Origin of the sequence: Actinomyces procaprae, assembly GCF_004798665.1 — a bacterium.
GTDB classification, from domain to species: domain Bacteria; phylum Actinomycetota; class Actinomycetes; order Actinomycetales; family Actinomycetaceae; genus Actinomyces; species Actinomyces procaprae.
In genome coordinates this window covers 1,362,854-1,385,004 of sequence record NZ_CP039292.1, presented here as the reverse complement: position 1 = coordinate 1,385,004, position 22,151 = coordinate 1,362,854, and the positions used below count along the sequence as shown (strand labels likewise).

Below are 22,151 nucleotides of genomic sequence, written 5' to 3'. Positions count from 1 at the left end.
CGGGCCGATTACGGGCGCGACGCGAATACTGGGGCCTCTTCTGGTTCGGTTTCGTCGGGTGGGGATGGTTCTGTGCAGATTGCGGTGTCGGCGGAGTATGTGTCGGCTGCGTCGGATGGCTCTGGGGCAGGCGGGACAACGGTCTCCTCGCAAACGGTGGCAAGCTCGGTACACCCGGTGTGCTGGTACGAGCAGGGATCAAGCGGAAAGGAGCTGGCGGAGTGGTTTGACTCCGGGCAGGCGGCTTGGGATATCAGGCACTTCGACGCCGGCGGTAAAACCGTAGAGCAGCACAAGGAACGCTACCCGGATTACGAATCCCACGCTGACGACACTGAGGGCCACTGGTACGGCCCGGCCTGCTCATCAGAGTACCTCGAATACAACGACATCGAGGAGTACTTCGCGATCTCCGACAAGTACTTCGCCGAGAACGGCCCGGTGTGGGTGCCCGCTGGCGGCACGCCCCCGGACCCGGTGATCGACGGCGCCACCCTGGCGCGGGCGGCGTGGGACGCGGTGACGATTCCTACGGCCACAATCGGCTACAACCCCACGGTAGGAGACATGCAAGCCACGGTCGTTGGCATGGACACCTGGATCTGGGCCACCGGCGACACCCCCAAGGAAGTACGCGTGACCGCAACCGCCGGCCCGGTGACCGCCACCATCACCGCCACGGCGTCCCGGCTGACGCTCCAGCCCAAGGACGGCACCGCCTCCTGCACCAGCTTCGGCATCCCCTGGACCCAGGACAACGACACCAAGGGCACCGACTGCATCATCGTCTTCGACCGCTCCAGCGCACACTTCAAGGACAACACCACCCCGGTAGACGTCAAGGTCTCCTACACCATCACCTACACCGCCACCGACGGCGCCACCGGCACCATGAACACCCACACCACCACCACAACCACCAACATCCCCGTAGCCGAAATCCAAACCCTCAACACCAGGCCAACCAAGGAGCCATAAAACCCAGGATGGTTGATGAGCCGGGCCGCGTTCTGTCGGCCTATTTCGCTCGAACACTTTGAAAGGACCTGACTACTGATGTCTTACCCCACACCTTGCCCGTCTCCGGGTCCTTCGCCTATCCCACCGCCGGGTGATGGGGAGGACTACAACTACAAGAAGTTCGCTTTGAAGAGGGTGGCTGATGCGCTTGAGCAGGCTCAGGACGACCTGGATGCGGATCCGGCCACAGTGGGTATGACTCCGAAGTCCACCCTGCTGACCCAAGGCCTGGGCGGGGAGGACTCTGTGTGGCAGTCTCCCCTGGCTGACACCATGCACGACAAGCTTGTGGGAATCATCGACGAGATGATCTCCAACGTGCGTAGCGCCACCGTAGAGGTCAGTGACGACTGGGAGGCCGAGCCGACGTATGTCGACGAGGACGACTACCGCGCGAAGTGGGGGCAGTGAGCAATGACTTATGTATCGCTTGACGCCGATGGCGTCCAGGACATCATCGACAAGCTGACCGACTACAAGGACCAGTCCGAGACCAGCTGGGAAACGGTAACCAGCACCAACCGGGTACAGGACTATCCCGCCAAGCTGAGCGGGCGCTCCAACACGGCCGGCCAACACGCCAGCGCCCTGGAGACTGAGATCAACTCCCTGCAAGCCCGCCTGGACGCGGCCAAGGCCGCGAACGAGGGCGGCATAACCACCACCGCCGCGGACGGCACGATCTGCTACTGGCTGCCCGAAGGCACCGAGGACACCCCCGAGAACATCAAAACGCACAACCAGGTGGACAAGGTCAACCAGGCCCGCGCCGACGCCCAGACCATGGTGGACTACTCCATCAACGGCTGCACCCCCGAGGAGTGGGACGAGCTCATCGGGCGCGTCCAGGCCAACCAAGGCGACGCGGTCTACGCCAACACCATCCTGAACAACATCGGACCCGGCCGCCTGCTGGACCTGCCCGGAGACACCCAAGACCAATTGACCTTCACTCACCCACAGGGCATCAGCACCAGCGACCGTCCGAACGCGGGCGAGGACTTGGCCGATGCTCTGGGGCACGTGCTTGCCACCGCCTCAATGACCTGGGACGACGACAAGGCCGAGGCCTACGCCAACCGGCTCGTGAACTATGCGGAGGAGAAGGGCAAGCCTCTGCGCATAGGTGCGCTGAACCAGATGCTCGCCGCCTCCCGTCCCGCCGACATCGACTCCGACGGCACCCCCGAGGACATCGGCCTTAACTACAACGACCAGCTACTACTCACACTCGCCAACCGGCTGGAGAACTTCAACCCCGATCCAGGGCGCTATCAGCCCCAGGGGCGGGACGCATATGACAAACAGTTCCCTATAGGCCCTACAGACAACCCGCTGGCCGGGGTCGTGCATGCCATGACCGGCAACCCCGACGCCGCCACCAAGTGGCTGGTCACCAACCCGGACGGCACCACCGAACCGGTCACCACCTCCCAGTCCGTCGAGCACGCCAAGCGCATCCAGCAGCTCATTGAGACCGGCGGCCTGACAGACCAGTCCTGGACCACCGACTGGGCCATGCTCGCCAACCAGATCGACCAACTCCCCTCCACGGGCATGGCCGATCCTGCAAGGCAGTACAAGAGCTCCGCCCGTGCCACCGCCACCTCCGGCATCCTCAACGGCCTGGGCTCCGGCACCGACCCCCTGAACCTGTCCCCCGAGGCCCGCCAGTCCGTCGCCGCGGTCATGGCCCGCTACCCCCAAGGCGTAGACGCCTCCACCGATAAAGGCAACACCGGCGGCCCACTGGGCAGCAACGTCAACGCCGACGGCACCACCACCTACTACCCGAAGTTCACCGACCGGGCCCTGACCAACCTCATCGGCCAGGTCACCCTGGACCAGTGGGCCTCAACCACCCTAGGCGGCGCCATGACCGACTACCACACCCAGCAGCTCCAGGACGCCGTCAACCAGTACAACACCACCGGCGACGCCGCCGCCCTCACAAAGGCTGTCAGATCTCAGAGTCGGACCAACGCCTTCTTCGCCGGGGCCGCCGCCCACCAGCTGGTGGCCATGGCCGAGAAGGACGACTCCGCCAGCGACGACGCCAACTCTGTCACCTCATTCCTGGCCGGACTCATACCCGTGGCCGGGCCAGTGCTGTCCCTCGGCGTCGACCTGGGCGAGCCCTTCAGCACCGACAACGCCGACCAGGCCCGCAACCAAGCCGAAGAGATCGAGAACACCGCAATCAACGCCAACAACCGCCAGCTCACCCTGGCCCTGCTCAACTCCGGCCTATACACCCAAGACGACCTCAAAGCCACCCTCGAAAACGCCGGCACAAGCGTCGACGCCCTCAGAGTCATCGACCAGGACGGCAACAACCTCACCCAGAACATGACCCCCGAGCAGCTGGCAGACCCCAACACCGGTGCCGGCCTGGAGGAGGTCGGCAACAACCTCTACAGCCCCACTAACCCCGACCTCGACCTCACCGAAACCAGAAAAGGTGGGTTCAAGGAAGGCTGGGGCACCACCAACCCCGACAGCAACACCGCCCCCAGCCACACCTGGGGAAAGGACGATGAGGAGGACTAACACGCCCCCACCCATCACCAGGCAAGAACGAGCCACGAAGGACCAGCCATGCCACCAAAACAACCCCCCACACGCGCCGACAACCACCGCAAACACCACAGGCGCATACCCACAAACAGCCAGCACCGCCGTCTCCCAGCAGACCGCACCACCCTGACAACGCTCACAGCGCTGACGGCCGCGTGCCTGGCACTGGCCGGCTGCACCATCACACCCGGCAACACCCAGGCCTCACCCTCCGCGGCCCCGGCAACCGCAGTAGTACCCACCACCGCCCCCACCGACAAGGACGCAAAGTACACCTGCCCCGGCATCCCCGACACAGCCCTGCACGCCATGTTCGGCCCCAACATCACCATCAGGGCCTCAGACAAGAACAGAACCACCGCCCCCGAGTGCCGTGTGGACGTCCCCGGCCAGGACAGCAGCGTCTTCTACTCGGAGTTCTGGTACATCTACGACGACCGCGACCCATGGTATTTTCTGGCTTCAGGGCGGGAGGAATCCACGTTCACCTTCGACGGCATCGACGGGGAGGGTGAGGCCCACACCTCCAGCCCCGGCGCCGAGTACGACTACGGCAGCACCGTGTTCACCTGCGGGGACCACTACCTGGCCATGAGCATCGACAACGCCTCGGCCATGGCCGGGGACATGCGAGAAAACCTCATCGCCCTAACCCAATCAGCACTCCCCTGGCTCTGCCAGAACCAGCCCATCCCCGGACTAGACAAAACCATGGAACAAGCCCGCCCCTACTACGCCTACCCCACACCCCTACCCTCACCCACCCCCACAAACACCCCAAACAACTAACACCAGCCAACACCCACACCAACAAGGAGACCACCCACCATGCAGCCCCCAACCCACACCGACCGACCCCACCACCGCCTGACAGCAGGCCTCCTCACCCTCCTCCTGGCCTGCACACCCCTAACAGCATGCTCCTCCGACTCCAACAACAACCCCCTAGACATCGGCACCTTCGACCCCGAGGCAATGGCCTCGGCCAAGGCCTCCGAATCAGCCTCAGCAGCGGCATCCGCATCCGCGGCAGCCTCGGCTGAGGCCTCGGCGCAGGCCGCGGCCCCCACACCTGAGTCGCTGTCCGACCAGGAGCTGGGCTACCACGTAGTCTCCATCCCCGAGAACCTCACCGACGCCCAGACCAAGGCACTGGTCGACTACGTCGCCTACGACCAGGTCACCTGGCGCATCTGGTCAACCGGCGAAGGCCTCGACGACCTCCCCGCCGTCGCAACAGGCGACGTGCTGGGCACGATTGAGCAGGACGCCCACTCCCTGAACGGCCGACGCGCGAACCCACCCCTGCAAGTAACGATCACCGAGGTATCCGTGGCAGAAGACGGCACCTACGCAGAACTGAGCAAGTGCAGCGACCGCACCCAGGTCACCGTCACGGACGCCGACGGCAACGACATCACCGGACCCGACTACCCAAGCTACGCCGAATATCACGTAATCATGGTCCCCGGCCCTGACTCCAGCTGGCTCACCACCGCAGAGACCGTGATTTCCAATGAAAACTGCACTGTGGAGTGATGCCGGATGCGTACCCGGAAGATCCATGTCCTGCTCGCCACCTTCCTTGCCCTGACATCCGCCCTCCTAATCACCGACAACCCCCACGCAGAGCAGGAGGCTCCAAACCAAGGCTCTCAGGTTGGTTCCTCGTCTGCTGGTGTCTCGTCGTCCGGTGATGGCGGGGGCTCGATCGAGGCCTCAGTGACCATCACCTACACCTCCCCCGGCAGCACACCAACCAGCCAGACCACCGCCTCCTCCACCCAGTCCGTACAAGTCCCGCCCTCATGTGGCTACAAACCTACCTTCACCGGCCCCGAGATGGCAGAAATCTACCGCAACACCCCTAAAACCGCCCCCGGACTCAAACCCCTATACCCCGACTGGGAAGACCACGCCGACGACACCAACGGCCAATGGTGGCGCTCCTACTGCGACCCCTCAGTCTTCCCCGACACCCAAAGCTTCGTCGACGCACAACACGAGTTCGTAAACAACAACCCCACAGTCATCTGGGTCGCCTACAACGACAACCCACCAGCACCGCACATCGACCCCACCACCCTGGCCACCACCGTCTGGGAAAGCGTCGACATCCCCGCACCCGCCATCGACTACAACCCCAAGATCGGCGATAGCCAAGCCACCATAGTCGGCTTCGCCACCTGGATCTGGACCACCAACAACACCCCCACAAAAGTAGAAATCCAGGCCACCGCCGCATCCACCAGCGTGACCGTAACCGCCGCCTCCACCAAGCTCGACCTCTCAGCCCCCGACAGCGAGATCGACTGCACCGGCTTCGGCACCCCCTGGACCGAACAGAACGACTACCTGGGCACCAACTGCATGATCATGTTCACCCGCAGCTCCGCCAACCAGGAAGACTCCACCACCCCAATGGACATCAGCATCCACTACACCGCCAACTGGACCTCAACCACCGGACAAACCGGCACCCTCACCCCACTCACCACCACCACAACCACCAACATCCCCGTAGCCGAAATCCAAACCCTCAACACCAAACCAACCAAACAACCATGAAACCAAATACTGCAAGAATGGCCGGACTGCCGTCCCGGGACCCGGCGTCCAGGTGCGTTCACAACCCCGGACAAGACCCAGAAAACGTACCTGTGACTCGGATCGCGGCAATGACGCAGGCATCGACTACGGACTCCTCTTGATACAGAGCGGTGACGGAGTGGGAGGGAAAGATGGCGACATCACAATCAAGAGGAGCAGGACAGGCGGGGAACACCGCCAGGCGGCAATCCCGGTGGTGGCACGGTCGAGTCATCGCGGCACTGTGCCTAGTCGTCTCTTTAGGCGCCTGTGATGTCATTAGCGGCACGGACGAGCCCACGCCGCCGCCGGACACGCCGCTGGCGGATGAGACGATCTGTGGCGTCTTCCCCAACCAGGACCTACAGAACACCCTCGGATTCGACACCTACTGGTATGACTACATCACCAGCCCCACATCGAACGTTGAAACCGGAGAGACCGGATATAGCTACCGCTGCGACGCACTGTCCAACAGCAACCCGTTCGGACAGATCAAGATTAGCTACGGCATCGACACACGCTTGGATACCGGCTATGGGTTGGTGGAGTTTGATGACATTCCCACCGAGTACCCCGACACTGCCAGGGAGGTGACCTTCGAGGGCCTGGAGGGCGAGGGCTGGGCCTGGACCGACAGCGTAGAGATCTACGTGGCCTGGAAGTACAACGACACCCAGGTGCTCCTGGCCCGCCTGACCTACTGGGGCCCACCAGAGAACCTGGACAAGCAGGCCAGCAACTTCCACACAGTCCTCCAACCCGCCCTGGCACAGATCCCCGAACTGGCCTCCACCACCAGTACACGCGTCGTAGTTCCCTCGCCCACGCCCGAAACCGAGGACACAGCCACCGCCCCAGACGACTAACCAACCCCTACCACCCACCCCGCGCTGCAAAGGAGAGCCCTCTAGCATGCAACTATCAACACACCTGTCCCGCCCCTGTCGACACCGGCCAATCCTCGGCCTGCTGACGCTGCTACTGGCCTGCGCGCCCCTGGCCGCGTGCTCGTCCGACTCTGACGACAACCCCCTGGGCATCGGCACTTTTGATCCCGCGGCAATGGCCTCGGCCAAGGCCTCGGAGTCGGCCGCAGCGGCGGCTGCGTCCGCGTCCGCCGCGGCCTCCGCGGAGGCGGCGGGCGTGGTAACCGCGGAGTCGCTGTCCACCGACCGCTACATAGTCACCTACATCCCCGAGGACCTGGACGCCCAGCAGACCGAGGTCCTCAAGGCCTTCATCAACTACGACCAGGTCACCTGGAACATCTGGTTCACCGGCACCGGCGTAGAAAACGCCCAACCGCTCATGACCGCAGAGGCGTATCAGAGTTTCAAAGATCATTACGACCCTATCGCAGGCGAGACCGTCAGTGGCGGTTTGCGCGTAGCGGTCATTTCGGCACTCATCACATCTCCAGACCCTGCCAACGCAAAGGCCGAAGTCAGAGTCTGCAGCGATCAAGCGGACCTGAACTCTTTTGACACCTCAGGCCAAGAAAACACCGACCCTGAGACACTCCAGGGACGCTACGAGAGAATAGTTACGCTGATCTTCGACGGAGAAACGTGGCGCACGGCCACAGAAAAAACACTCTCCACCAACAAGTGCGAGGCCTAAACCATGGAGACTAAGCACAAGAAAGACAGCCTCGTCGCAATAATAGTTATCTCATTTCTAGCGCCCCTCCTATTAGGCGTCAACGCGCCTGCGCACGCCGCAGGAGTTGGTGGACGAAACGATGCGAGTTCGTCTTCTGGTTCGGTTTCGTCGGGTGGGGATGGTTCGGTGCAGATTGCGGTGTCGGCGGAGTATGTGTCGGCTGCGTCGGATGGCTCTGGGGCAGGCGGGACAACGGTCTCCTCGCAAACGGTGGCAAGCTCGGTACACCCGGTGTGCTGGTACGAGCAGGGATCAAGCGGAAAGGAGCTGGCGGAGTGGTTTGACTCCGGGCAGGCGGCTTGGGATATCAGGCACTTCGACGCCGGCGGTAAAACCGTAGAGCAGCACAAGGAACGCTACCCGGATTACGAATCCCACGCTGACGACACTGAGGGCCACTGGTACGGCCCGGCCTGCTCATCAGAGTACCTCGAATACAACGACATCGAGGAGTACTTCGCGATCTCCGACAAGTACTTCGCCGAGAACGGCCCGGTGTGGGTGCCCGCTGGCGGCACGCCCCCGGACCCGGTGATCGACGGCGCCACCCTGGCGCGGGCGGCGTGGGACGCGGTGACGATTCCTACGGCCACAATCGGCTACAACCCCACGGTAGGAGACATGCAAGCCACGGTCGTTGGCATGGACACCTGGATCTGGGCCACCGGCGACACCCCCAAGGAAGTACGCGTGACCGCAACCGCCGGCCCGGTGACCGCCACCATCACCGCCACGGCGTCCCGGCTGACGCTCCAGCCCAAGGACGGCACCGCCTCCTGCACCAGCTTCGGCATCCCCTGGACCCAGGACAACGACACCAAGGGCACCGACTGCATCATCGTCTTCGACCGCTCCAGCGCACACTTCAAGGACAACACCACCCCGGTAGACGTCAAGGTCTCCTACACCATCACCTACACCGCCACCGACGGCGCCACCGGCACCATGAACACCCACACCACCACCACAACCACCAACATCCCCGTAGCCGAAATCCAAACCCTCAACACCAGGCCAACCAAGGAGCCATGAGGGCTTCACAGGCTCTCCGGGCTGCGCAGCCACTCGGCGTCGGCGGGGCGCAGACAGGTGTAGCCGCGATCGCGCGCGCGTGCGGCGGCGAGAATGCCGATCACGGTTGAGGGGTTGTGCAGCAGGCCGCGCATGACCGCATCCACGGCGTCGTCAAAGCGCACCCAGGTGGGCACGAACTCCGCCTCCTCGGCCTCGCGGACGGTCCGTGCCTCCTCCGGCAGCAGGGTCAGCTCACGGGCTAGGAAGCTGCGCGCCCCCTCGGTGGTGAAGCCCGGTGAGGCGTAGGAGTCGACCAGCAAGTCCCAGCGCGCCGCCATGTAGTCGGTTTCCTCGGCCAGCTCGCGCTGTGCGGCCACCAGCGGCTGCTCCCCCGGTACGTCCAGCAGACCGGCCGGGATCTCCCACAGCATGGCCCGCACGGGATGGCGGTACTGGCGCACCATGAGGATCTCCGCCGCGGCATCCGCCTGTGAGGAGTCACTGCCCTCCCGCAGCGCCACGATGTTCACGGCATCGTGGTGGGCTACCGTCTGGCGCCGCACTGGGGCGAGCCCGTCAGCGAGTACCACGGCATCGTCGTCGACCGTGAAGATCGGCCCCGACCAGGCACGCTCATGGCTGACGACTCGGCGCGTCAGATCGTGGACATCCCCTGAGTCTGCTCGGCTGATTCATTGTTCGCTCCTTAGGTTCGGGTCATTTCAGCGGTGGGCAACGACGGCGTCAAGCTGGGCGGCCAGATCGGTTGCATCCGGCAGCCTTTCGGCGGCATGCCGCGCCCGCTTCCTCACCCGGTCGCGGGCCCCGTTGTCTCTCAGCAGCCCGGCAATAGTGTCTGCGAGGAGCTGCGGCTGCGGCTGCACCAGGATGGCGCCCCCACGGGCGGTGGCGGCCGTTCCTCCCACGTCGGTCGCGACCACGGCGGCACCGGCCTGCAAGGCCTCCTGAAGCGCGATCGGCTGCCCCTCCCACAGACTGGTCTGCACGACGACGTCGGCCGCCTCCAAAAGCGCGGGCACGTCCTCACGGCGTCCCAGCAGGTTGACCGGCAGTGACTCGGCGACGATCCGCGCCTGCGCGGCCTGCCGGCCGGGCCCCTCCCCGGCAACCGCCCAGGCCAGGCTCGAGGTCTTTCCGGGGCCGTCCGCCTCCTGCGCGGCCAGCAGCGCTGCAGCATCCAGAAGCAGGTCCAGGCCCTTCTGCGGGGCCAGCCGGGCGACGGTGAGAATGCGGCCCGAGGCTCCCCGCCAGGCCGACTCAATTGAGGATGCGGGCGGCGCAACGCGCTGCCGTCCGCGCTTCGGAGCCGGAATGACGGCAAGATCGACTTGTGCGGCGCCGCGCGCACGCAAGCCCTCGACCAGGTCCGGGCTGACCGCGAGCACATGATCTGCACGCTGCGCCACGAGTCGCATCAACCGCTCCCCGACGACGGTGGTCAGCCGTCCTCCGACCGGCCGGTTGTGGATTGTCACCACCAGGCGGGCACGACCCAGGTGGGGCCCACCCCGCGCCAGAGCTGCCAGAGCCCCGGCGCGCAGCCCGTGCGCATGGATGACATCGGCGTGCCTTCCGAGCCGCCGTAACCTGGCAACCACGGCGCCGTCGCCTGGCGTGGGGCGAGCCCCGATTGTGAGCGGTTCTGTGCGCGCCGTTCCGAAATCGGCTTCGGCGAGCACATCCGCCGGCGCCTCCACGATCACGTCGTGCCCTGCTGCGGCGAGGATCCGGGCGCAGTCCGCCAAGTGAGCGCGCATGCCGCCGGCTGCGCTGCCCGAAACCTCCAGTATGCGGAGGCGATCCGGACGCGCCCCTGGTTGCTCCGCGCCTTCGACATGCGACCGGTTCATCTCATCTCCTGTGACTCTTGCTCCCCCGCGGTGCTGCTGACACGCGCCCTGGGACGGGCAGGACGACGCCGCAGTGCCGTGCACATCTCCCGGTCCGCCACAAGCATGGCGGCTCCGGTGGCGACGGCGGTGGCCAGCGCCCCGACGACTGCCACGATCACCTCGCCGACGACGCCTTCCGGCTGACGGCTGAGCCAGTTGCATGCCATCCCGCACACTGTGGCGATGGGCGCGGTCGCCGCCAGCACGCGTGCCGTCGGTGCCAGCACTCGTGCTCCCATGCGGGAGGACAGCGCCGCCAGCAGGCCGACGCCGGCCACGCACATACCTGCGGTCGAGCCTAGAGCCAGCCCCTTGAGGGTGGCCACCCCATCGCCGCCGTGAGGTGACAGCAGGCTCACCGCCCCCCAGCAAGCCAGGGCGACCGTCAGCCAGCCGCCGCCGGCAGCCAAGGCCGCGCCCCGAGCCCGGTCAGCGGCGTACAGCGCCCGAGTGACCTGGTAGATGAGGGCGTAGCCCACCAGCCCCGGGGCCAGCAGGGTCAGAGCGGCACCCATGCCTTCGACGTCGGCCAGCAGGGCGAAGAAGCGCTCCGCGCCGGCTGCCGCAGCCAGAAGCATCCCCGCCCCGGCAACGGCCACGCCCGTCACCAGCGCCGTGGAGCGGGCAGTGATCAGGTCGGCGCCTTCGGCCTCGCCGTCGTGCGTGAAGGCGGCGGCGAGCCTGGGGTAGATGACCGTGGAGACCGGCACCACGAGCACTGCGTAGGGCAGCAGGTACACGGCCTGCGTGTACTGGTAGACGGCTACGGTGCCGGTGCTTCCCCCGGCACGTGCCAGTGCCAGCACCGCCAGCACGCTGGCCTGCTGGGTGATCAGCGTCCACACCCCGGCACCGCCCAGGCGCAGCGCCTTCGCCCCGATGCCGCGCCCCACTCGCACGGTGGGCCGCAGCCGTACCCCCAGGCGGTGCACTGGCCACAGCAACGGTAGTGACAGGGCCGCGACCCCCAGCGTCGTACCCCAGCCTAGGACCTGCAGCGCCAGTGGAGAGGCGGCCTCCGCGCCCTCGGCGAGTGTCCCGTACACGGCGTAGGTGGCCATGACTACGAGGCTGGACAGCACCGGCGTCAGCGCCGGCCAGGTGAAGCGGCCGTGGGCCTGGAGCACGCCGGTGAGCACCACGCCGATACCGTACAGGGGGATCTGCACGGCGAACATGCGCAGGAAGGCCGCCACCAGGTCGCGCTGCAGCCCGGCGTCGACGCCCTGAGACGCTGGGAGCCAGCCGGCGATGGGCCCAGCGCATACAGCCAGGATGAGCGCGAGCGGTGTCAGGACCGCAAGCACCACCCCCAGCAGTGCGGAGGTGGTGCGCGAGACCTCACCGGCGCGGCCGGCGCTGACCGGGGCGGCCAGCAGCGGCACCACCGTGGCGGCCAGGGCGCCGCCCACCACAACCTCGTACAGGACGTTGGGGATCTGGTTCGCGGTGGCATAGGCGCCGGCCACCGTGCCGGCACCAACGGTGGTGGCCTGAACGATCCAGCGCAGGAAGCCGAGCGCCCGCGATACCAGCGTGAGCCCCGCCACTCCCCCGGCGGCGCCCAGGAGTGCGCGCCCGCCGCCTCCGGGGATGTCGGATCGTGGGGTTGCGGAGCGTGTGGACACGGCGGTCACGGGTGCCCTACGGGTCACTGGGGGCGGCGCCCGAGTCGGTCAACGGCGGACAGGACGCGATTGTTCTCAATGACGCGTGTGAAGGAGATCCTCTCACTGGCCAGTACCAGTCCCGTCCCGATGATCGCGGCCGCTACGCGCAGGGCGCGGCTGGGGTGCGCTGCCAGGGCGGTCCCCACCAGGGCACCCAGCGCGTTGGCGCCCGTATCACCGAGCATGGTGTCCTCCGCCAGGTCCTCCGGCAGAGCCGCGGCGGCCGTGCCGAGGGCGCCGGCGGCGAGGACACGGCTGGACGCCGCCTCTGGGCGCCGATCGGCGAGCATCGGCCCGCATGTGATGACAGCCGCCTTCAGAGCTCGTCCGGGCCGCAGGTCCAGCAGGTTGTGGAGGTTGGCCCAGGAGGCGATGACGACGGCGCCGTTGGCGGCGTCAGCCAGTGTCTTGGCCGTGTGGTCGTGCCGGCGGCCTCCGGCGAGCAGCCCGCCTGCGATCACCGCTCCGCCGCCGATGACGGCTATCTTGAGCGCCCCGGTGGTGACGCGCCCATGGCGCAGCGCCGTCAGGTGTCCCTTCAGGCCCTTGGCGGGGGCGTCGCCGTCGTGAGCACCGGCGTCAAGATCATCAACCAGGCCGGCCACGCCCCCCGCAGTGGCCGCCGTGACCGCCGCGATTGCGGAGACGGGATTCTCAGGCCCCCGCGTGTCATGCGGGCAGCGTCCCGCGCATGCCCCTGCCGTAACCGCGCCGACCGCTACGCCAATGCCCCCGCGCAGGCTGACGGTGCGGCCGTGGAAGTTCGTGCGCCGGAGCCGCCCGGACTGGGACTGTGCGCCACGAAGTGCAATTGACGCCATCGCCGTGGCAATCGCAGAGCCGACCGCGTTGCGCACGGCGGCGCGGCTGGGCGGCACCTTGGACGTCATGGCTGCAAGCGTAGTCGGCGTTAGTGGGAGACGGGCGGCATGACGGCATCGGCGCCGGCATCGAACCCGTAGTTGCCCAAGGTTCCCGAGGCGGTGGCGGCCAGCGCAAGTGGAGCTGACACCGCAGCGGTGGCCTGGCCCACGGAGTCCACTGTGGTCACCGGCGCCTCGGCAGTGCGCAGTGCCGCGACGACGTCCGCCTGTGCATCGGCGGAGCCGACGACGACGGTCGTGGCCGCGGAAGCCAGCCCGGTCAGCGCGGAGGTCCACGCCGTCAGGTCCTGCTCGGGGGTGGCTGCGGCGGTCGGCTCGCTCCCCCCTGCCGTTGCGACCGTACGCGGGCCGACGACGACGATCATGGTGGCCGTCCCGGAGGGCTGCGCGTCCACGGTCACCAGGGGCGTCTCGGATGCGGTGAGCAGCTCCATGAGCGCGGTGGCGCTGTCCCCCTCGGTGGTCAGTGCGACTGCCAGGCCCTGCCCGAGGATGCCGTTTCCGTCGGTTGCGGCGGTATCCAGGTACGGGGTGAACTGGCCGGAGTAGGTCGACCGGAAGGACTCGCGTGAGGTCTCGGCCCATGCGCTGGTCAGGTTGACACGACCAGTGACGGTCGCGCCGGCAGTCTCGATCTCGGTTACGACGGCGTCGATGTCGCCGCTCTCGGCATCGGGCAGCACCGCCACGGCGACCCGCTGGTCCTTCAGGGCTCCGGGCAGCAGCGACTCGGCGGCGGCCGTGATGTACGCGTCACGGTCGTTCACGGCGGCCTCGGTCTGCTCCAGGCGGGTCTGGAGGTCATTGCGGTCGGCCCGCAGGGAGGTGACCTGGTCGTTCAAGGCGGTGCCGAGGGAGTTCTGCAGCGGCCCGGCCCCCAGGACAACGCCCACGGCGAGGGCGAGGAAGACGGAGATGAGCGAGACCAGGTGGTAACGGAAGTCGATCATGAAGGATCCTGTACTTGCTCAGACGGACGGTGTATTCGGGGTGAGTCCCACCAGGGACCGGAGGAAGTTGATCAGGTCGTCCCACACGGCACCGGAGAGCCCGAGGAAGGTCTGCCCCCCGGGAGTGGCGGCGAGGGCCACCAGCAGCGCGACCAGTCCCGCCAGGGCCAGCAGCCCCAGCTGCCATCCGGATATACGCGCACGGTACAGGCGAGACACGCCCTTGGCGTCGATGAGGCGCCCGCCGACCTTCAACCGGGTCAGGAAGGTGGATGACATTCCCGCACGCCCCTTGTCGAGGAACTCCAGCAGCGTGGCGTGCGTGCCCAGGGCGACGATGAGCTCGGCGCCGGCCTCGTCGGCGATCAGCATGGCGATGTCCTCGCTGGTGCCGGTGGCGGCGAACACGGTGTGCTCCACGCCGAGGTCCTCGACGCGCTTGAGACCCGGGGCGCGTCCGTCACGGTAGGCGTGCACGATGATCTCGGCGCCGCAGGCCAGTGCCTTGTCGGAGACGGAGTCCATGTCCCCGACGATCATGTCGGGCTTGAGCCCCGCATCCAGGACCGCATCGGCACCGCCGTCGACGCCGATGATGACGGGCTTGTACTCGCGGATGTAGGGCTTGAGGGCCTTGAGGTCCTCCTTGTAGGAGTATCCGCGCACCACGACGAGCACGTGCTTGCCGTTGATCGCGGTGCGGATATCGGGCATGCCGACCCCGTTCAGGAGCAGGTCGCGCTCGCCGCGCATGTATTCCATGGTGTTGGCGGCGAAGGCCTCGAGCTGAACGGAAAGTCCCTCCTTGGCGGCCTCCATGAGGGTGTCGATGCTCTCCCTGGTCTGAATGCTGCCCTCCGCGAGGACCTGTGCATCCCCGTCGTCTCGGCTGCCGCCGGACTGGGTCCTCTCACTCGCAGTCTTCTCAACGGCGTGACCGTGCCAATGCCCGCCGCGGTCCTCCACGCGGACACTCCCGGCGTACTCGGACTCGGGGTCGAGGTCGATGGTTACCCGTTGCCCGTCATGCAGTCGCATGATGTCCGGGCCGAGGTCGTCAATCAGTGGGATACCGGCGTCGATGAGAATGCCCGGGCCTAGGTTCGGGTAGCGGCCGGATACCGATGGGGCCGCGTTCAGCACGGCAACCGGTTTGCACTCAACCAGTGCCTCCGCCGCCACCCGATCAAGGTCGACATGGTCGATGACGGCGATTTCACCGGGTTGCAGCCGTTTGGTGAGTTTCTTGGTGCGCGCGTCCACCCGGACCATGCCGCTGGGGCGGTCCGACGCCGGCTGGGCCTGCTTGCGGAGCGAAAACGGGAACCTCACGAATGGGATTGTGCCACGTGGGCCTCGTCAATCAGCTCAGCGGCATGCCGAAGGGCGGCTTCTGAATCGTCATGCCCTGAGAGCATGCGAGCCAGCTCCTGAACCCGGGCACGCCCGGATACGGCGACGACGCGGGTCCGCACCGTAGGCCGGTACGCCCCGTCAGCCTGCCGAGTTCGTGGCTGCTGGGCGCTGTTGGAGACCCGTTCCTTCAGCACCACGAGCTGAGTGTCCGCCCAGGCAGCGACCTGGGCGAGGTGCGTGACGACCACCACCTGGTGGGTGCGTGCCAGCCGCGCCAGCCGCCGTCCGATCTCTCTGGCTGCGCGCCCTCCCACGCCCGCGTCGATCTCATCGAAGATGAAGGTGCGCCGGTGCTGGGCGGGCCCCTCCGCCTCGCTGCGGCCCCCACCGGCTGACGCCGCATCTGCAAGAACCACTTCCAGGGCCAGCATGATGCGGGACAACTCGCCTCCGGAGGCGCCCTTGCCCAGGGGCAGCGCGGGCGCGCCCGGGTGGGAGATGAGCAGGAGGGAGACGTTCTCGGCACCGGTGGGCCCGGGCTCGTCACGTGCCTGCAGCTCGACCACGAGCCGAGCATCCTTCATCTCCAGTCCAGCCAGCTCGGCGTTGACCGCATCCTGCATGCGCTCCGCCAGGTGGCGGCGGGCCGTGGACAGCTCTTCCGCCAGACCTGTGAGCTCCTCCTCTGCGGCGGACAGCGCCTCGGTCAGCTCGGCGGCGGTTCCGTGGGGCCCCTCAAGCTCGTCCAGGCGGGCGGCTGCGGCCTCACCCCAGGCGATCAGCGCATCGACGTCTTCAAGCAGGGTCTCGGGACCGCCGATCTCACGGCAGGCTCGAGCGAGCTCTCCGCGGCGGTCCTGAACCCAGGCGAGGCGGGCGGGGTCGGCGTCGAGTGAGGCGAGGTAGTCGCTCAGCTCCCCCGCCAGATCCGCGCTGACTATACCGAGCCGGTGCATGCGTTCGGCCAGGGCGGTGAGCGCGGGATCGACGCCGGCGACGTGCGCGAGTGCCCTGTCGGCGGCCGCAATCAGCGCCGTCACATCCGGGACGTCGGCCGTACCCGCGTCCTCGTCTCCTGCCAGCGCGGTGCGTGCGGTCGTGGCCGCGCGACGCAGGTCCTCGGCGTGGTCCAGCCGCTCCGCCTCAGCGGTCAGGGCGACGTCCTCACCGGGTTCGGGGGCGAGCTCCTCCAGCCGCTCCAGCCAGCGGCGCAGCGCCTCGGCCTCTGCGCGACGCGCCTCGGCACCGGAGCGCCACTGCTCCAGGGCCGCGGCCGCCGCATTCCTGGCCTGGTAGGCCTCTGCGTAGCGGCGACACAGGGCGGCGTGACTCGGCCCGCCAAGCCCATCGAGGGCGGCGCGCTGCGCGGAGGCGGAGCGCAGCCGCAGCTGATCGGCCTGCCCGTGCACGGACACGAGGCGGGCACCGACGTCCGCCAAGACGGCGGAGGGCACCGCCCGGCCGCCCAGATGGGCTCGGGACCGGCCCGCAGCTGGAACGGTGCGCGAGGCGAGCAGTAGGTCGTCGTCGAGCTCGGCGCCGGCCTCGGCGGCACGGGCCGCCGCACGAGAGGTCGGCGCCAGAACGAACGCCCCCTCGACCAGTGCCCGTTCGGCGCCGCTACGGACAACGGTCGTCTCGGCACGCTGTCCCAGCAACAGTCCCAGGGAGGTGAGCACCATGGTCTTCCCGGCGCCCGTCTCCCCGGTCAGGGCGGTCAGCCCGGGGCTGAGACGGAGGTCGGCGGCCTCGATGACTCCGAGGTCCTCAATATGCAAGGACTCAATCACCGCGTGTCGCCATCCTGCAGGGTCAGTGCGGCAGAGGCCTCGGCGGTGCGCCAGCCCTGGACGGGAAGATCGAACTTGCGCACCAGGCGCGTGGCGAAGGGCGCGGTATTAAGCCGTGCCAGCCTCACAGGACGCTCCGCGCGGGTGACGCAGATGCGTGATCCGGTCGGCGCATCGAGGCAGCGACGCCCGTCGCACCATACTTCCGCGCCGCCGAAGCCGGCGTGGTAAATGACCACCTCGAGGCGGGAGTCGGGCCCGACCACCAGTGGGCGGGTGAACAGGGCGTGTGCGGACAGCGGCACCAGTAGCAGGGCCTCAACCTCGGGCCAGATGACCGGGCCGCCACCGGAGTAGGCGTAAGCGGTCGAGCCGGTTGGCGTGGCCATTACCAGCCCATCACATCCGAAGGAGGATACGGCCTGACCGTCTACGCCGACGGCGACCTCAACCATGCGCGCACGGTCCCGCTTCTCCAGGGCGGCTTCGTTCAGGGCCCAGTCACGGGTTACTGAGCCGTCGGGGGCGTGCACCTCAACATCAATGGTCATGCGGGTCTCGACCACGTACCTGCCGGAGACGACATCCGCCACGACCTGCTCGACGGCGTCGGGGTCGGCCTCGGCGAGGAAGCCGACGTGCCCGGTATTGATACCGAGCAGCGGCACGTCCCGGTCGCGGGCGACCTCGCTGGCCCGAAGGATGGTGCCGTCTCCGCCCATGACCAGCACCAGGTCGACGTCGCCGTCGTAGCCGGGCTCTACGGGCTCGACGCCGTGGGAGCGCAGGGCCGCCTCCGCCCGGGCCACGGCAGTGGCGGTGGGCGCGGCCTTGCGGTGGGGCGGCACCGGCTTGTCGTTGAGATCGCGCTGGAGGACCATGACGCGTCGAAGCCGCGGCTGGGCGCGCCCACTCATCCCGGCCTGCGCCACTGTAGCGTCAGGAGTGGTCTCGGAGATGGTTCCAGTCGCCATGTCCGCCTCCTTCCTTACGACGTCTGCGCTGATTCTGCCCTGCGGGTCCCGCCGCGACGGCTCGACGCGCCTCGCGCTCAAGCGCCGCGCCGACAAGGTCCGTCGGCGAGCCGACTCGTCCGGCATGCATGTTCACAAAGTACTCGACATTCCCAGCCGGACCGGGCAGCGGCGACGCGGTGACCGCGTCCACACCGAGTCCGAGTCCATGAGCGCATTCGCACACGGTCAGAACCGACTCGGCATGCAGCTCGGGATCGCGTACCACGCCTCCATGCCCGAGTCGCTGCCTTCCGACCTCGAACTGGGGCTTGACCATCAGTAGCAGGTCGGCGTCGGCCGCGGCCGCACCGACTAGCGCCGGCAGCACCGTGGTCAGGGAGATGAAGGACAGGTCGCCGACGACGAGCTCGGGCGCGGGCGCGACCGCAGCCGGATCAAGCGTGCGCACATTCGTGCGTTCGAGCGCGGTGACACGGGGGTCGGTTCGCAGGGACCAGGCGAGCTGACCGTAGCCGACGTCGACGGCGAGCACATGTGCTGCGCCGCGGCGCAGCAGGACATCCGTGAAACCACCGGTGGATGCGCCGGCGTCCAGGCACCGGCGTCCGTCCACACGCGGCGCCAGGCCCCGCTCAGCGAGGGTGTCGAGTGCGCCCGCGAGCTTGTGCGCGCCACGGGAGACGTAGTCGTCCGCGTCCGGGGAGACGATCTCGATCGCCTGTGCGGGGTTGACCTGCCGCGCGGGCTTGGTCACTGTGGCGCCGTCGACTGTGACGTGGCCGTCGTTGACCAGGCGTGCGGCGTGGGCGCGTGAGTGCGCCAGGCCGCGCCGGACCAATTCCGAGTCGATGCGGATGAGTCGTGCCATCAGGTGGGGTCCCGAATCCGATGTCAGTTCTGGGTCTGCCGCAGCTGAGCGGCCAGCGTCTCATGGATGGCGGCCAGCTCTGCGGCGCGTTCCTCCAGAGGCAGGGCCGCGGCCGCCTCGAGCCGGGAAGCCAGGGCCGGGCCGGAACCCGCCGCGGGCGAGTGCCGTGGCGGCTCCGGACGCGGAACCGGGCGTGGGTTGCTGGTCATCGGGCTGCTCGTGTCAGGCGTCGTCATTCCTCCGGGTTGACGTCAAGCGCGGGCGCGTTCAGGTCTTCTGTTCGGCCGCCGCGGGCGTCGGCATAGTCCCAGTAGGCGCAGGCGAGGGCCCGGTAGGCGTCCAGTCCGACAACAGCGGAGTCCGGGTTCAGGAAACCGGTACCCCGGCCCTGCGCACCGGCGTCGGTGACGCGCCAGCATTCCTCACCCACTTGCCACCACACTTCGCCGTCAGTGACGGTACGGCGCGGTTCGGGGTGAGGCTGTAGCAGGCCGCGCAGGTCGGTGTGCAAGAAGCTCGGGCGCTCCTCGGGGGCCGCCAGTAGTACGTCACGGGCCGTGCTGACGCCGGTGAGCACGTGCAGGCCGGGAATGTCCGCGGCGCGGGCACCGACGTGGTCGGTGTTCAGCCTGTCACCGATAGCGAGGGGCCTGGTTCCCCCGGCGCGGCGCAGTGCACGCTGGTAGATGCCGGGGAAGGGCTTGCCTCCGGCGAGCGGTTGACGCCCGGAGGCGTTCGCGACCGCGGCGACCAGGCTCCCATTACCCAGCGCGAAGCCGCGCTCGGTGGGCAGAGTCGCATCCAGGTTGGTTGCCACATGCAGCGCGCCGTTGGTGATCGCGTAGAGGCCTTCGGACATCATCGCCCAGTCCACCGCCGGATCCCAGCCCTGTACGACGGCGGCCGGGGCATCGTCCGCCGAGGCGACCAGCTTGAATCCCTCATCCGTCAGGGCCTGGCGCAGGCCGTCACCCCCAATCACCAGTACCGGTGCGCCGTCGGCCAGGTGCTCGTGAAGCAGGGCGGCCGCGTCCATGGCGGCGGAGAAGACCTCTCCGACGGAGGCGGAGATGTCGTTGGCGGCGAGCTTGTCCACTACCGCCTGCGGGGCGCGGGAGGCGTTGTTTGTGACGAACACCAGGTGCATGCCGTGTTCGCGCGCGCCATTCGCGCCGGCTGCGGCGTAAGGAACGCGGGCGTCGCCGGCGAAGCAGACACCGTCGAGGTCAAGCAGGGCGACGTCGTAGACGCAGGCGAGCGGCTGGTCGCTGCCACGCAACAGCCTGAATCCGTCGTCCCCGGCTTGGCGCACCGAGTCATCTCCAATGGCGATCGGCTCAGTCATCGGCACTCCCGGCGCTGTCCGCTGAGGCCGACGAGGCGGCCTGCTCGTTCTCGGCGCCGGCGGCAGTCTCCGCTCCCCCGGTCTCCTCCGTTACGTCGTCGTCCGCATCGAGTCCGGCCGGTGTCGTGGACGCCTTGCCTGACTCCTCCTCGTAGTCGTCCTCAATGTCGTAGACCTCGACCTCGTCGCCGGGGTCATCATCGCTCACCATGCCGATACGCGCGCGGATCTTCTGCGCCTCTTCGACCCGGCCGAGTTCCTCAAGCCGATCGGCGCGCACCGAGTGGAGACGTCTCAGGGTCTCACGGTCGCCGCGGAACATCATGATGGCCTCTTCGATAACTACCAGGCCCATTTCGCTTTGTCCCATGTCGTGGCGGATGCCCGAGACAACCATGGCGATCTCCGCCTCCTCGAGGTCATCGAGCTGCTTGGGATCGGCCTGCTGAGCGACCCTCAGAGCCTGCTGGTAGCGGCCCAGAGCGCGTTCGCAGTCGGCCTCGATGGCGCGGTGAAGATCCAGACCGGACAGTCGCCGGGCCGCACGGATCTCCCGCAGCGCCTCGTTGTAGTGCCCGGAGAGGTAGGCGGCAATGCCGGCCGACTCGCGTACCACTGCGACACGACCTGCGTGGGACGCTGCGTAGCGAGCATGCTGAAAGGCAAGCTCGGGGTCACTGTCGAGCAGGCGCTGCACCATCACCAGATGGCGGGCGACGTTCTCGGCGTTCGCCCTCCCCAGGGCGCGAAGCTCGCGCCGTGCCGACGCCTCCAGGTTCTGCGGGACTACATCGGCAGGAACGGGGGGCTCAGGCACTCTTGAGCGCTGCGGAGGCCTGGAGTCGGAGCCATGCCTACGGGGACCTCCAGCACGTCCGCCCCCGGCGCCATCGCGCCGATCGCGTCGCCCAGCTGCCTTGTGCTCCCTTCCGGGGCCGCCGTGGCGCCCAGAGTGCTCATCTTCGCGACGGCGGAAACCGTGCCGGTCCCCGCGCCGGTTGTGACCGTCTCCGGAGCCGGGACGTCCTTCGCGCTTGTCGTACGCCATTGGTCCTGCCTTCTTCCTCTGGTGTCGCGCGGTTCTAGACCGGTAGCTGTTGGGACAGCATGCCTGATTGTTTTGTTTTGGGTGTGGTTGTGGGTGGGTGGGTGTGCCGGCGGTGTCCTACTCTCCCGCCCGCCTGTCGGGGGCAGTACCATTGGCGCTGGGGGGCTTAGCTTCCGGGTTCGGAATGGGTGCCGGGCGTTGTCTCCCCCGCTATGACCACCGGCACGACCCACCCACCCACGACCACACCCCCACTGTTCGTCCCGGGGGGTTGCGCGCCCCCCCGGGGCGTGTGTGCCGCTTGGGGTGGCGTGGTCGCACGGCAGTGGCTGCCTGTGCCTGCTGAAGCACTGTGCTGTTATAACCCCCACCCCGCCACAACCACCACTGGTTGGTGGCGGGCCGGCTGGTGGCCTGCGGGGGGGGCGGGTCGCGCCCGGCCGGGCCCTGGGGGGGGCGGTTCTGCGGGCGGGTTGTGGTTGGTC

The 22,151-nt window shown here is 67.6% G+C and carries 21 protein-coding genes and 1 rRNA gene; 9 read left to right on the top strand and 13 right to left on the bottom strand.

What is annotated here, in order from left to right:
• Nucleotides 1-156: 156 nt before the first annotated feature.
• From E4J16_RS15665 to E4J16_RS15655, 9 genes are all read left to right on the top strand, one after another.
• Nucleotides 157-978 (top strand): hypothetical protein, encoded by an 822-nt coding sequence (locus tag E4J16_RS15665; RefSeq protein ID WP_240038297.1) that lies wholly within the window; start codon nt 157-159, stop codon nt 976-978.
• Nucleotides 979-1,146: 168 nt separating this feature from the next.
• Nucleotides 1,147-1,431, top strand: coding sequence for a hypothetical protein (locus tag E4J16_RS05440; protein ID WP_136194568.1), 285 nt, complete (start codon nt 1,147-1,149; stop codon nt 1,429-1,431).
• A 3-nt stretch (nt 1,432-1,434) separates the two neighbouring features.
• The gene (locus E4J16_RS05435) at nt 1,435-3,570 is read left to right on the top strand and encodes a DUF6571 family protein (RefSeq protein ID WP_136313466.1); all 2,136 of its coding nucleotides are present in this window, start codon (nt 1,435-1,437) and stop codon (nt 3,568-3,570) included.
• Nucleotides 3,571-3,618: 48 nt separating this feature from the next.
• Nucleotides 3,619-4,386, top strand: a complete 768-nt coding sequence (locus E4J16_RS15660; RefSeq protein WP_240038299.1) for a hypothetical protein — start codon at nt 3,619-3,621, stop codon at nt 4,384-4,386.
• Between the two features lie 39 nt (nt 4,387-4,425).
• Nucleotides 4,426-5,136 (top strand): hypothetical protein, encoded by a 711-nt coding sequence (locus E4J16_RS05425; protein ID WP_136313465.1) that lies wholly within the window; start codon nt 4,426-4,428, stop codon nt 5,134-5,136.
• A gap of 6 nt (nt 5,137-5,142) precedes the next feature.
• Nucleotides 5,143-6,165, top strand: a complete 1,023-nt coding sequence (locus E4J16_RS05420) for a hypothetical protein (RefSeq protein WP_136313464.1) — start codon at nt 5,143-5,145, stop codon at nt 6,163-6,165.
• Between the two features lie 173 nt (nt 6,166-6,338).
• Nucleotides 6,339-7,055, top strand: coding sequence for a hypothetical protein (locus E4J16_RS05415; RefSeq protein WP_136313463.1), 717 nt, complete (start codon nt 6,339-6,341; stop codon nt 7,053-7,055).
• Between the two features lie 46 nt (nt 7,056-7,101).
• Nucleotides 7,102-7,809 carry a hypothetical protein gene (locus tag E4J16_RS05410; protein WP_136313462.1) on the top strand — a complete coding sequence of 236 codons (708 nt, stop codon included), beginning with the start codon at nt 7,102-7,104 and terminating at the stop codon, nt 7,807-7,809.
• Between the two features lie 252 nt (nt 7,810-8,061).
• Nucleotides 8,062-8,883, top strand: coding sequence for a hypothetical protein (locus E4J16_RS15655; protein WP_240038297.1), 822 nt, complete (start codon nt 8,062-8,064; stop codon nt 8,881-8,883).
• A 5-nt stretch (nt 8,884-8,888) separates the two neighbouring features.
• Here the strand turns inward: E4J16_RS15655 and E4J16_RS05400 are convergent, their stop codons facing one another.
• The 13 genes from E4J16_RS05400 to rrf all read right to left on the bottom strand — a co-directional run bounded on the left by E4J16_RS05400 (nt 8,889) and on the right by rrf (nt 21,890).
• Nucleotides 8,889-9,557, bottom strand: coding sequence for an NUDIX domain-containing protein (locus E4J16_RS05400; RefSeq protein ID WP_136313461.1), 669 nt, complete (start codon nt 9,555-9,557; stop codon nt 8,889-8,891).
• Between the two features lie 30 nt (nt 9,558-9,587).
• Nucleotides 9,588-10,736, bottom strand: coding sequence for a glycosyltransferase family 4 protein (locus E4J16_RS05395; RefSeq protein ID WP_136313460.1), 1,149 nt, complete (start codon nt 10,734-10,736; stop codon nt 9,588-9,590).
• Nucleotides 10,733-12,406, bottom strand: coding sequence for a murein biosynthesis integral membrane protein MurJ (gene murJ, locus E4J16_RS05390; protein ID WP_240038296.1), 1,674 nt, complete (start codon nt 12,404-12,406; stop codon nt 10,733-10,735). The genes E4J16_RS05395 and murJ overlap by 4 nt, the downstream gene beginning before the upstream one ends.
• A gap of 23 nt (nt 12,407-12,429) precedes the next feature.
• The gene (locus tag E4J16_RS05385) at nt 12,430-13,338 is read right to left on the bottom strand and encodes a hypothetical protein (protein WP_136313459.1); all 909 of its coding nucleotides are present in this window, start codon (nt 13,336-13,338) and stop codon (nt 12,430-12,432) included.
• A 20-nt stretch (nt 13,339-13,358) separates the two neighbouring features.
• Nucleotides 13,359-14,282 carry a copper transporter gene (locus E4J16_RS05380; protein WP_136313458.1) on the bottom strand — a complete coding sequence of 308 codons (924 nt, stop codon included), beginning with the start codon at nt 14,280-14,282 and terminating at the stop codon, nt 13,359-13,361.
• Nucleotides 14,283-14,300: 18 nt separating this feature from the next.
• Nucleotides 14,301-15,614 carry a putative cytokinetic ring protein SteA gene (gene steA / locus E4J16_RS05375; RefSeq protein ID WP_136313457.1) on the bottom strand — a complete coding sequence of 438 codons (1,314 nt, stop codon included), beginning with the start codon at nt 15,612-15,614 and terminating at the stop codon, nt 14,301-14,303.
• A complete protein-coding gene (gene recN / locus E4J16_RS05370) occupies nt 15,611-17,428 on the bottom strand; it encodes a DNA repair protein RecN (protein ID WP_136313456.1) in 1,818 nt (605 codons plus the stop codon). Before recN ends, steA begins: the two co-directional genes overlap by 4 nt.
• A complete protein-coding gene (locus E4J16_RS05365; protein WP_136314600.1) occupies nt 17,425-18,309 on the bottom strand; it encodes an NAD kinase in 885 nt (294 codons plus the stop codon). The genes recN and E4J16_RS05365 overlap by 4 nt, the downstream gene beginning before the upstream one ends.
• A 58-nt stretch (nt 18,310-18,367) precedes the next feature.
• Nucleotides 18,368-19,273, bottom strand: coding sequence for a TlyA family RNA methyltransferase (locus tag E4J16_RS05360; RefSeq protein WP_136194534.1), 906 nt, complete (start codon nt 19,271-19,273; stop codon nt 18,368-18,370).
• A gap of 23 nt (nt 19,274-19,296) precedes the next feature.
• Entirely contained in the window at nt 19,297-19,482 is a 186-nt protein-coding gene (locus tag E4J16_RS05355; RefSeq protein ID WP_136194533.1) for a hypothetical protein, read from the bottom strand.
• A gap of 23 nt (nt 19,483-19,505) precedes the next feature.
• Nucleotides 19,506-20,618: an HAD-IIA family hydrolase gene (locus E4J16_RS05350; protein WP_136313455.1), complete on the bottom strand. Its 1,113-nt coding sequence runs from the start codon at nt 20,616-20,618 to the stop codon at nt 19,506-19,508.
• The gene (locus E4J16_RS05345; RefSeq protein WP_240038294.1) at nt 20,611-21,435 is read right to left on the bottom strand and encodes a tetratricopeptide repeat protein; all 825 of its coding nucleotides are present in this window, start codon (nt 21,433-21,435) and stop codon (nt 20,611-20,613) included. Before E4J16_RS05345 ends, E4J16_RS05350 begins: the two co-directional genes overlap by 8 nt.
• Nucleotides 21,436-21,770: 335 nt before the next feature.
• A 5S ribosomal RNA gene (gene rrf / locus E4J16_RS05340) occupies nt 21,771-21,890 on the bottom strand.
• Between the last annotated feature and the right edge of the window lie 261 nt (nt 21,891-22,151).

Coding starts and splice junctions, on each gene's coding strand:
- E4J16_RS05435 (WP_136313466.1), top strand. CDS start 1,435: ATGACTTATGTATCGCTTGACGCCGATGGCGTCCAGGACATCATCGAC.
- E4J16_RS15660 (WP_240038299.1), top strand. CDS start 3,619: ATGCCACCAAAACAACCCCCCACACGCGCCGACAACCACCGCAAACAC.
- E4J16_RS05425 (WP_136313465.1), top strand. CDS start 4,426: ATGCAGCCCCCAACCCACACCGACCGACCCCACCACCGCCTGACAGCA.
- E4J16_RS05420 (WP_136313464.1), top strand. CDS start 5,143: ATGCGTACCCGGAAGATCCATGTCCTGCTCGCCACCTTCCTTGCCCTG.
- E4J16_RS05415 (WP_136313463.1), top strand. CDS start 6,339: ATGGCGACATCACAATCAAGAGGAGCAGGACAGGCGGGGAACACCGCC.
- E4J16_RS05410 (WP_136313462.1), top strand. CDS start 7,102: ATGCAACTATCAACACACCTGTCCCGCCCCTGTCGACACCGGCCAATC.
- E4J16_RS05395 (WP_136313460.1), bottom strand. CDS start 10,736: ATGAACCGGTCGCATGTCGAAGGCGCGGAGCAACCAGGGGCGCGTCCG.
- E4J16_RS05385 (WP_136313459.1), bottom strand. CDS start 13,338: ATGACGTCCAAGGTGCCGCCCAGCCGCGCCGCCGTGCGCAACGCGGTC.
- E4J16_RS05380 (WP_136313458.1), bottom strand. CDS start 14,282: ATGATCGACTTCCGTTACCACCTGGTCTCGCTCATCTCCGTCTTCCTC.
- E4J16_RS05365 (WP_136314600.1), bottom strand. CDS start 18,309: ATGGTCCTCCAGCGCGATCTCAACGACAAGCCGGTGCCGCCCCACCGC.
- E4J16_RS05360 (WP_136194534.1), bottom strand. CDS start 19,273: ATGGCACGACTCATCCGCATCGACTCGGAATTGGTCCGGCGCGGCCTG.
- E4J16_RS05355 (WP_136194533.1), bottom strand. CDS start 19,482: ATGACCAGCAACCCACGCCCGGTTCCGCGTCCGGAGCCGCCACGGCAC.
- E4J16_RS05350 (WP_136313455.1), bottom strand. CDS start 20,618: ATGACTGAGCCGATCGCCATTGGAGATGACTCGGTGCGCCAAGCCGGG.